Genomic DNA, 11,200 nt, shown 5'->3' with positions numbered 1-11,200 from the left:
CCCTCACGCATGGGCACGCCCGTCCGGCAATCCCCGTCACCATACGACAGCGGGGCCGCCGCAGAAACGACGACCCCGCTAGCTACACATTCACACCAAGCGAACGGACAACAATCCGTTCACCGGGAACTCACAGCACCGCCATGCAGACGAAATCAAGGATGAACAGCGCAGAGACCACCCAAATCACCGGATGAACCTCCTTGGCCTTACCCTTGCAGGTCTTCACGATGCAGTACGTGATGAAACCGCCGGCGATACCATACGAAATCGAATAGGAGAACGCCATGAACACGGCGGCAAACAGCGCCGGAATCGCATCCTCAATATTATCCCACGCGATTTCCTTCAGGCTTGCCGCCATCATGCAGCCGACAATCACCAGCACGCCAGCCGTCGCAGCGGACGGGACAGCGGAAATCACCGGAGACAGGAACGCGGACAACGCGAAGCAGATCGCCACCACAACGGAAGTCAAACCCGTACGACCGCCGGCACCAATACCCGCCGCGGATTCCACATACGTCGTCGTGTTCGACGTGCCGAAAATCGCACCGATCGACGTGGCGATCGAATCAGCGAACAACGCGCGATCCATCTTCGAGCTGAACCCGGAGCCGTTCTCCAAAGCCTTCTCATCTTCAGCGGAGAAAATGCCGCTACGACGACCAGTACCGATGAACGTGCCAAGCGTGTCGAAGGTATCAGACATCGAGAACGCGAAAATCGTCACCAACACCAGCGGAATACGCGCCGGGTCAGAGAACAGGGCGGGGAAGCCCTTCGCACTGAAAATCGCGCCGAACGTGGTCGGCAGCTGGGAGAAGGTCTCACCGATCGACACAGAATTCGACATCGTCGTCAGGCCCATCGGAATGCCGATAATCGTAGTGATGATAATCGTCAGCAGCAAACCGGCCTTCACCTTCGTCACCGTGAACACAATAGCCAGCAGCAAACCAATCAGGAACAGCCACAGCGTCGGGTTGTTCAGCGTCGCAAGGCCCGGAGTAGCAGCAGTGGCAAGCCCCTTGCCGGCGGCCTTCGTGTCCTTCGGAGTGAACGTGATGAATCCGACATTGAGCATGCCCACATACGCGACGAACAAGCCGATGCCGCCGCCGATCGCATGCTGAAGGACCTCAGGAATCGCCTGGATGATCATCTTACGAATCTTGGTGACCGTGATGATGATGTTGATCAAGCCGCACAGGAACACCATGCACAAGGTCTCCTGCCAAGTGAACTTCAGACCGAAGCACACCGTATACGTGAAGAACGCGTTGAGCCCCATGCCTGCAGCCTGCGCGTACGGGACATTGGCGAACAGGCCCATGACCAGCGTGCCGATAATCGCCGCGATAATCGTGGCAAGGAACACGCCGCCCCACGGCATACCCGTCTGGCTCAAAATCTGCGGGTTGACGACGATGATATACGACATCGCGAAGAAGGTGGTCAAACCGGCGGTGATCTCGGTGGATACCGTGGTGCCGTTCTCCTTGAGATGGAAGAACTTCTCCATAAGTTCTGCTCTCTCCTTGATTCTTGGTTTGCGCGCGACGGATGAGCGCCACGCTGAGGTTACTGCGACTCGCCCAGTCGCCGGCGCGGACGGCCGGTGGCAAGGTTCACGTGGTGGGCGGGCAGCGCCTTGACGCCGTGCCGACCCATCGGACATGCTCACGATAGCATGTGGAGAAGTCATGAAGACGCGGGGGGCATCTTCCGACCACATTTGCCCGGCGTGGTGGACCCACCGGCAGCGCATTCGTAATATGCACATGTATTGCATCAGAAAGAATCCGGGAACGAACATCACAACAGGAACATCATCATGAATATTACCCAGCGATCCCCGAACCCCACTCCGAAAACACAAGGCTTCCACGAGCAACTGCAGGCGCGAAGTATCGCCGCACAACAACAATGTCTGTCACTACCGAACAACGCCGGCGCGCAACTCATCTTCGCAGCGGCGACATCTCTGGAACTTCAATGCATCCCAGTACTTCGACATCCCGACGAAACGCTGAATCTCCTCGACGCGACCAGTCTGCCCGGTATGCCGCGCGCACGATGCATGGGAATCAGAGAACACCGATGGCACATCGGGACTCAGGAATCAGTAATCCGGCACCGTAGCGGGCTGCTCACGCTTGATCTGCTCCACTCGTGGGCGCAACTGGCCACACAGCGCACGCTTGAAGAACTCATCATCATCGGTGATGCAGTAGCCACAACCCTGGCAAAGAACAATACTCCCCTCAGCAAGGAGTTGACGCAGCAACTGCGCGCCACACAAGCGGAGCTACAATCACAGACTGCACAACATCAGATTCCAGTTCAATCCGCAGTAGTCGAGACCATCCGTAGATTCGTCAGTCGCACGGAACGGTACCACGGGAAAAAAGCATGCATCCGAGCCGCGCAATATATCGCTTGCGGATCGATGTCCATGCAGGAGACACGAGTACGGCTTGCGTTGATCCAACATGGGTTGCCTCGACCCGATTGTAATCTTGTAGTCAATCATCTGACCTTCAATTCAGGAGTGCCGTACACGCTAGATCTTGCATGGTCTGAGGCAAAAGTCGGCATCGAATATGACGGAGACCACCACCGCACCGATCGAAGGCAATGGCGCAACGACCACGAAAAACGCAATCGTTTGCAACAGAACGGATGGCACATTTTCACCATTGACGCGGATACCATCAACACCGTTGATGCCCGGGCGCACTTTGCGCTCAATGTAGCGCGGGTGCTCAGCCAGCGCGGTGTCATGTCAGGATTCCGACCCATTGCGAAGCCGTTGTGAAGGAGAAGCGATCAAGCGCAGGGCAGAATCCGCAATAGATGCGAATGTCGCGGTTGCGCGGCAACAATGGCTGCACGGGGGGAGAAAATTCAAAGAGACGCAGGCAGTCGAGCGAAGACAGTGGCAGACACTGGAGCGGGACTCCCGGGTGGATTCGCCAAAACTAGTGCCGAGCTCCCGGGAGTTCTTGCAGATTCGCACAATGGTGGCTGAACTCCCGGGAATTTAGGAGCGAGGACGCGTCTTGCCACTCATGCGACAAAGAAAACGTTGGAATACCAACACGTCCTCAATGAGGGCAGTGGGAGTTTATGGCGAATCCGTGGAAGAGCGACTAAACTCCCGGGAGTTTGATTGTCAAGACGAAATTCGGCACAGATGTGACAAGAGAACACCTTGGAACACGACACGAGCGGAACAAGCGTTGCAGTAGGGCCAGAGACTGAACTGCAAATCTGTCACACCCATTACGGCACGGGGATAATGCCCGTACTGTGATGTAGCAGGATTTCCAAGAATGGAAACGCCATCGGTCTTTTTGCTGGTTGCACGTGTTCAAACAATGCAAAGGAGGGGCCGAGGGCTCGTATCAATATTCCTTCCTCGCGCTGCTGAATGCCGGCGCGCATGACGGCGACAGCGTGGACGGCAACACGGACTTGACGCGGCGAGGCGCAGACGGACGCGGGCGGACGTGTTTCGCCAAATCCACGGAAGGGTGACAGAACTCCCGGGAGTTTATGCATAAGAACCGAATCTGGCACAGATGTGACAAGAAGAACGTTGAAATACCAACACGAGAATAATTACGCCAATGGGAGTTTACGCTCCCAATCACAAATCAAGCGAGAAGTCCCACGCCGATGCGGGAGAACAGGGTGGAAAATAGAAGAACACTCATAAACTCCCGGCGGAGGGATTCCAGCTACGGGAGTGTAAGGCAGACCGACCGTGAAAGCGATAAACTCCCGTGCATCAGCGGATGACACGGATGACCCGTCCTGCAATCAGATGGCTCCCCGCCGAGATTCCGACCGTCCCCAGCCGGCTTGGGGCAGCCATGGGCAGATGATGCGAGACAGATGGGGAAACCGCCGAAACATGCGATCAAGGAGCCCCATGCACGGCAACACGAGATACCATTTCCAGCGACTGAACCCAGCCAGCCACAGACCACCGAGCCATCGCTTCGCGTTTCAATCGACCCGATCAGCCACCATCCATCCAATACATAAGCCTCGCGCTTTCGTGCGGGGCAACATTTCCCTGCCGGCCGAAGCCGGCTTGCGACAGCCACTGGGCTGTCGGGACGTTTTGACTGATGGAATCAGCCTCACGTGCAATTATTGAGCCCCGCGCTTTCGCGCGGGGCAGAGTTTCTGGCCGACTGAAGCCGGCTTGCGACAGCCACTGGGCTGTCGCTACGTTTTGGCTGATGAATCAGCCAAAACGTCCAGATACATAGCGTTCGGCTTCTTCGTTCTGCGGGTTGTTGAACATCGTGGTCGTATCGGCGAAATACTCCAGATGACCAGGCTGGCCAACCGCCTTCAAGTTGAAGAATGCCGTGAAATCAGCGATACGCGCTGCTTGCTGCATGTTGTGGGTCACAATCACAATCGTGTAGTCATTCTTCAGCTCGTTGATCAGATCCTCCACGGCCAGCGTGGAAATCGGGTCAAGCGCAGAACACGGCTCATCCATCAGCAACACCTGCGGGTGCACAGCCACGGCGCGCGCGATGCACAGGCGCTGCTGCTGGCCGCCCGACAGGCCGATACCCGGATTGTCAAGACGATCCTTGACCTCATTCCACAGGTTCGCGCCGCGCAACGCCCATTCCACCAAGTCATCAGCATCAGACTTGCTCAAATGCTTGTTGTTCAGCTTCACGCCAGCAAGCACATTCTCGCGAATCGACATCGTCGGGAACGGGTTAGGACGCTGGAAGACCATGCCAACATCGCGGCGAACAGCCACCGGATCCACATCCTTGTCATACAGGTTACGGCCCTCGAGCAGCACTTCGCCCTTCACATGTGCGCCCGGGATGATCTCATGCATACGATCGAGCGTGCGCAACACCGTCGACTTGCCGCAGCCGGACGGCCCGATGAACGCGGTCACCTTATTCGGCTCGATGTTGATGTTCACATCCTCCACAGCGAGGAAATCGCCGTAGTAGATGTTCAGATTCTTGACATCAATACGTTGTCCCATTGTTTTCCTTCAGTTAATTCCGGATTTGCGAATACGGATACGCCATAGCGTTCAGCGTTCGGACTTCACCGCGAACACGCGGGCGACCAGACGACCGATCAAGTTGAGGATCAACACGACAATGATCAGCACCAGAGCGGCTGCCCAAGCACGCTGCATCGGGATGTCGGTGACACAGGCAGAACTTGCGGATGCCGGGCAGGCGACTTTCAGCTTGCTGTACTCCTGATAGACATACACCGGAAGCGTGGTCATCTGGCCGCTGAACAGGTTCACATTGGTCGTAACGATGTATCCAGCGGTCATCAGCAGCGGTGCGGTCTCACCGACGACACGCGCGATGGCCAGAATCACACCCGACACGATACCCGGAAGCGCTGTACGCAACACGATTTTCGTGATGGTCCGCTGTTTGGTGACACCCAAAGCATACGAGGCTTCACGCAGATCGTTCGGCACAATCTTGAGCATCTCCTCGCTTGACTTGATCACCGTCGGCAGCATGAGCAGCGACAGAGCCACGGATCCTTCAAAACCGTTGAACGTTCCCGGCCCGACCAGGATGGTAAACATCGAGAACGCGAACAGACCGGCGACAATCGAAGGCACGCCGCTCATCACGTCAACCAGCAGACCGATGGCTTTCGCGAATTTGCTGCCACGCGAATACTCGATGAGATACACCGAGCACATGATGCCGATTGGCACAGAAATCAGCAGAGCGCCAAGCGTGATTTCCAGCGTGCCGATAATCGCATGCTGGATACCGCCATAGCCGCCAGACGCGGTTGGCTGACCGCCAATCACGCCGGACATGTTATAGGACAGGAAATTGAGATTCAGCCGCTTGACACCGTTGACAATCGTGGTCCACAGCACCGAAAACAGCGGGATCAGCGCGACGATGAACGCGACTGAAATCAGCCCGCCCATCGCCACATCCTTGCGCTTGCGGCGTGCGATCATCGAACGGGTCGGCTTGAATTTGTCGAAATCAATGACAGGAGCGCCCTTCATCGGCGACTCGCCCGCAGCTTGTGCATATTCTTCTGAAGCCGTCATCATGCGCTCACTTTCTGCGTGATCTTACGGGCGATGAAGTTCACCACGAAGGTGATGAGGAACAGCACCAAACCCGTGCCGATCAGTGTGGAGACGCCCAGCGAATTCGCTTCAGGATACTGGGCTGCGATATTGGCCGCAATCGTCTGGTTCTGCGATGCCTGCAAAATCTTGAACGAGTAATGCATGCCAGGAGACAAGATCATGAGCACGGCCATCGTTTCGCCAAGGGCACGGCCAAGACCAAGCATGGATGCGGATACGACACCGGACTTGCCGAACGGCAAAACGGCGAGCTTGATCATTTCCCACTTCGTGGCGCCGAGGGCAAGTGCTGCCTCCTGTTGCAGGCGCGGGGTTTGCAGATAGACATCACGGGCCATAGACGTGATGATCGGCAGAATCATCACCGCCAGCACGACCGAAACCGTAGCTACCGTGCGCGCCGGATTCGCTGCGGGACCCGCAAACAACGGAATCCAGCCAAGATACTTGGCCACCCAATTCCAGAAGGGATAGATTGCCGGCACCAACACGATACCGCCCCACAAGCCGTAAATAACCGAAGGAATAGCGGCGAGCAGGTCGACAATCGTGCTCAGCGCGGTTGCCAACCCCTTGGGAGCATACTGCGAAATGAACAGTGCGATGCCGACTGATACGAAGAAGGCGATCAGCAAGGCCAGGGCGGCGACAAGAATCGTGCCGAACGCCAACGGCCCCACATATTGCCAGAAATTGTGTGCGCTGCCACCGGTGAACGACTCGATTGTCGCCTGGTTGGCTTTCTGGTCGCCGCCAATCAACGGCCATGCGCGGAAGAAGAGGAAGAGAAAGACCGCGGCGAGTACAACAAGAATCAGCGCACCGCACCCATATGCGACGCCTTTGAATATCTTGTCCGCGGATTTGCCGCCGGCCGGTTGGTCGAGCGTGGATTTCTCGGAACTCACAGGTTCTCCTTCAGGGCTTTCGCCCGTAAATCGGACACATGGTGGAATCGGCTTCAGGCCGTGCCCGGCTTCAAAGCTGGGCCGCGGCCTGAAATCGTTTCATCATTCCATTATCGATGATACCGTCTGACGGGCGCTGCATCGGTCACACCGGCTGCGATGAGCTTGTGATGCCGCGGACCGATGGAGTCCCCACGTCACTTGGTCTTGATGGCTTCGATCGACTTGGTGACCTTCGCGCGCAGCGTGTCGCTCATCGGGGCGGAGCCGGCGTTGTCGGCAGCGACCTTCTGACCATCTTCGCTAACCACGTAGGTGAGCCAAGACTTGACGAACTTCGCGGTGTTGGCGTCCTTGTACGCCGGGCACACGATGTCGTAGGAAACCAGGACGACCGGGTAGGCGCCATCTGCGGTGGTCGTGTGGTCGAGCTTGACGACCACACGGTTGTCGCCCTTGGCGGAATCGTCAAGCGGGGACGCGTCCACAACCTTGGCTGCTGCTTCTGCGGAGTAAGAAACGTACTTGTCGCCGACCTTCACCGCGACAGTGCCCAGATCGCCGGCCTTGGAGGCGTCGGCGTAACCGATCGTGCCATCGGCCTGGCTGACGGTGTTGATCACGCCATCAGTGCCCTTGGCGCCCTGACCGACTTCATTCGGCCAGTTTTCGCCGAGGTCATAGGTCCAGGCATCCGGAGCGACATCCTTGACGTAGCTCAGGAAGTTCTTGGTGGTGCCGGACTTGTCGGAACGGTGGACCACGGTGATCGCGGTGTCAGGCAGGTCGACCTTCGGGTTCTGCTGCTTGATCGCGTCGTCGTTCCACTTCGTGATCTTGCCGTCGAAGATCTTGGCGATGGTCTCGCCATCAAGGTTCAGGTGCTTGTCCTTGCCGGAGATGCCCTTGAGGTTGAACACGATGGCGATCGGGGAGATGTACACTGGCACGTCGAAAGCAGTGCCGTCGGCGCACACGCTCTTGGACTGGGAGACCTCGTCATCGCTCAGCGAGGCGTCGGAACCCGCCCAAGCGGTCGCACCGGTGAGGAAGGTGCTCACGCCTGCGCCCGAACCACTCGGGTTGTAGGAGATCTTCGCATCCGGATTCTGCGACTGGTAGCTGGCGATCCATGCTTCGACAGCAGCCTGCTGCGAGGAAGCGCCGGCACCCTGGAACTCGCCGGAGATCTTCTCAGCAGAAGTCGTGGACTTGCTGGCAGCCGAGCTGCCGGAAGAAGCAGGCTCGTTGTTTCCGCAGGCGCCAAGTGCCGCAATCATAGCGACACCGGAAACAGCGGCGATGGAACGTACAAGCAAATTCTTACGCATGTCTTCTTATCCCTCTGAATATCACAACGGGCGGGAATTCCACCCTGTGCCTCGGGGCCGTGACCCCGCATCATAAACATGGCACCTTTCCATTCATGACACTTCAAGCCTATGGGACGTAGCCCATGCTGCGCGCCAAATCAGGTGAACGGAAGATGAACTCTTGTCGATATCACAGAGGCGACTGACGCAGCCATATCCATATCACGCGCGAATCACATCACGAAAAGCACACCACGAATCACATCATGAATCACACGGGCTAGGCAAGACCGCCGCAACAACGCATCGCCATGTGCTTCTAGCGACGCCGACCGCCGGCCCAGCGTCGGCACAACCCTCCACCGACGCTGACACCCACCTCACCGTCGGCAGAAACAGGAGTATCCGTTCACCGGCGCCATATGGTCATGCGGTCATCGGCGCGGAAACACTGGGCCGAGGAAACTACTTGGTCGGGTCGTCGATTTTGTAGCCCAGACCGCGCACGGTCGTCAAATACTGGGGATGAGACGGGTCGGTCTCGATTTTTGAGCGCACACGTTTGACATGCACATCCAACGTCTTGGTATCGCCGACATAATTCGACCCCCAAATACGGTCGATGAGCTGATGCCGGGTCATCACACGGCCCTTGTTCTGCATCAGATACTCCAGCAGCTCAAACTCCTTGAGCGGGAAGAACACGTCCTGGCCGCGCACCGTGACCTGATGCTCGCCCACATGCATAGTGATATCGCCGCACACGAGCGCGACATCGTCGTCTTGGGATCCGGAGGACTGCTCCCCCGCCTGATTGCGACGCAACACCGCACGGATACGCGCCAACAATTCGCGGAAGGAATACGGCTTGGTCACATAATCGTCGGCGCCGATTTCAAGACCGACGACTTTGTCAATCTCCGCGCTCTTCGCAGTAAGCATGATAATCGGCACACGGCTCTGTTCACGGATACGCCGGCACAGCGCAATCCCATCAATGCCGGGAAGCATCAGGTCGAGCAATACCAGATCCGCACCGCCGCGCGTGAACAGCTCCAAGCCCTCTTCGCCGGTTTCAGCGGCCTCGACGTCATACCCCTCGCGGGTCAGTTGATAGACCAAAGGCTCACGATAAGATTCCTCGTCTTCGACGATCAGAATGCGTGTCATGCTGCTCTTCCTACTCCTTGTTGTGTCTGGTTGTCGATCTGGCGTTCTGGGGCATCACTCTTGGGATGCCTTGGATGATTCGGGCATTTGGTGCGCCGGCGTCGTGCCCGCGTCCGTGTCCGTTACCGTGGCCGCGTCCGCATGTGTACCGTTGGCGTCATCATGCGCGCCGACATCACCGCCACCGTCACCGTTGCGCTCGCCGCCATCGCCATCGCTCGCGGCCAACGGAAGTTCGATTGTGAAGGTTGAGCCGCTCCCCTCATGCGACCACGCCGAAATCGTGCCGCCGCATTCCTCGACGCAATGCTTCGTAATCGCCAACCCCAGTCCGGTGCCGCCGGTATCGCGCGACCTGGCGGGATCCACCCGATAGAACCGCTCGAAAACACGATCCAGTGATTGCTCAGGAATGCCTATCCCCTGGTCAATCACCCGGATCGTCACCGTTGCCTCAGCATCATGCCGAGCGATATCCGCAGTGACCGTCGTACCTTCGGGCGAATAGTGAATCGCGTTCTCAATCAGGTTTTTGACCGCCGTAGTCAACGCACGGGGATCGACCATGATCCACGCCTGCCCGCCGGTATGCGTCACACGAATCTCGATATGCTTATGCTCAGCCTGCACTTCGTTCTGTTTGGCGGCGTCCTCAACCACATCCAAAGCGTCGACACGCCGCGCGGCAGCGATGCCAGCCGTGCTTTCCGCACGCTGAAGCTCGATCAGTCGCTGGACAAGATTGGTCAAACGCTCAGATTCCTTGGAAATCCGTTGAGAGAAATATCGCACGGCATCGGGATCATCAGCGGCATCAGTGATGGTCTCGGCAAGCAGGGAAATCGCCCCGGCTGGCGTTTTCAGCTCGTGCGACACATTCGTCACGAAATCGCGACGCATCATCTCGAACCGACGGCGTTCGCTGATATCGCGGATGAACACCGCCACACGATGCTCGTCAATCGGCCCCGCATGAATCAGCACATGGCGTGTATGCGTGGGACTGGCGGTTCCCGCTTTGACGCCCCTGCCAGGGTGATCGCCCTCGCCAAGCAACTGCCGGCTTTCCATGGTGATTTCACGATCCCGGGTCTGTCCATCTGCGGCGACCATGGACACGACCTGCGTCATGTCATCGCTGACGAACTGACCGTCTTTGACGACGCCGAGCGCATTGGCCGCAGGACTGACATACCGGATATGCCCCTCCCCGTCCGCAATGACCAGCATGTCAGGCATGATCTTGATGAACTGCTCCTCCGCCTGACGCACTGTTCCACGGCCGAACACGCTTTGCTGCCGGGTGAAGCCGCCGGCATCGTTCGCAGCTTTGGCTGGATTGCCGTTCGTGCCAGCATCCGATCCGGTGGCATCATGCCGGGTTCCGTCGGCGGCATCATCCCAGACCCGGTCGCTCGCACGGCGTCCCCAACGGTATCCGAGCAGCACAGCGAGCACTGCCACCACGATCACAATGATCACGGCGATGGCCAATTGACGTGCGTCCATCGTTCCTCCCTGTGCCGCAGTCGCGGCGACTCCAAGTCAAGCGTAACCTCACGGACGCTTTGCCGTACCCGAGTTTGACTGAAGTTCGTCTGCTGTTCACTTTGCTCGACTTCGCTCGATTGGCTCGACGATGATGCGCTCCGGTCGGCAGA

Annotated in this window: 8 protein-coding genes; 1 reads left to right on the top strand and 7 read right to left on the bottom strand. The window is 57.8% G+C overall.

The genetic code is table 11. From position 1 onward, the window contains the following. Nucleotides 1-130: 130 nt before the first annotated feature. Nucleotides 131-1,525, bottom strand: coding sequence for an NCS2 family permease (locus tag DSM100238_RS03235; protein WP_152355295.1), 1,395 nt, complete (start codon nt 1,523-1,525; stop codon nt 131-133). A 312-nt stretch (nt 1,526-1,837) separates the two neighbouring features. On the opposite strand from DSM100238_RS03235, the gene DSM100238_RS03230 reads away from it, so the two are divergent. Beyond that, nucleotides 1,838-2,821, top strand: coding sequence for a hypothetical protein (locus DSM100238_RS03230; RefSeq protein ID WP_152355294.1), 984 nt, complete (start codon nt 1,838-1,840; stop codon nt 2,819-2,821). A 1,440-nt stretch (nt 2,822-4,261) separates the two neighbouring features. Here DSM100238_RS03230 and pstB read toward each other — a convergent pair. From pstB to DSM100238_RS03200, 6 genes are all read right to left on the bottom strand, one after another. After that, nucleotides 4,262-5,041: a phosphate ABC transporter ATP-binding protein PstB gene (gene pstB, locus DSM100238_RS03225; RefSeq protein ID WP_033506015.1), complete on the bottom strand. Its 780-nt coding sequence runs from the start codon at nt 5,039-5,041 to the stop codon at nt 4,262-4,264. Nucleotides 5,042-5,092: 51 nt separating this feature from the next. Next, the gene (gene pstA, locus DSM100238_RS03220; RefSeq protein WP_376831054.1) at nt 5,093-6,103 is read right to left on the bottom strand and encodes a phosphate ABC transporter permease PstA; all 1,011 of its coding nucleotides are present in this window, start codon (nt 6,101-6,103) and stop codon (nt 5,093-5,095) included. Beyond that, the gene (gene pstC, locus DSM100238_RS03215; RefSeq protein ID WP_152355293.1) at nt 6,103-7,056 is read right to left on the bottom strand and encodes a phosphate ABC transporter permease subunit PstC; all 954 of its coding nucleotides are present in this window, start codon (nt 7,054-7,056) and stop codon (nt 6,103-6,105) included. The genes pstA and pstC overlap by 1 nt, the downstream gene beginning before the upstream one ends. A 197-nt stretch (nt 7,057-7,253) precedes the next feature. Next, on the bottom strand, nt 7,254-8,387 hold the full coding sequence (gene pstS / locus DSM100238_RS03210) for a phosphate ABC transporter substrate-binding protein PstS (RefSeq protein ID WP_152355292.1): 1,134 nt from the start codon (nt 8,385-8,387) through the stop codon (nt 7,254-7,256). A gap of 447 nt (nt 8,388-8,834) precedes the next feature. Beyond that, nucleotides 8,835-9,539 carry a response regulator transcription factor gene (locus DSM100238_RS03205; RefSeq protein ID WP_152355291.1) on the bottom strand — a complete coding sequence of 235 codons (705 nt, stop codon included), beginning with the start codon at nt 9,537-9,539 and terminating at the stop codon, nt 8,835-8,837. A 54-nt stretch (nt 9,540-9,593) separates the two neighbouring features. Then, a complete protein-coding gene (locus DSM100238_RS03200) occupies nt 9,594-11,048 on the bottom strand; it encodes a sensor histidine kinase (RefSeq protein WP_152355290.1) in 1,455 nt (484 codons plus the stop codon). Between the last annotated feature and the right edge of the window lie 152 nt (nt 11,049-11,200).

This window comes from Bifidobacterium apri (genome assembly GCF_009299485.1).
Classification (GTDB): domain Bacteria; phylum Actinomycetota; class Actinomycetes; order Actinomycetales; family Bifidobacteriaceae; genus Bifidobacterium; species Bifidobacterium apri.
The sequence above is the reverse complement of the archived record's forward strand: the minus strand, read 5'-3'. Positions and strand labels throughout refer to the sequence as shown.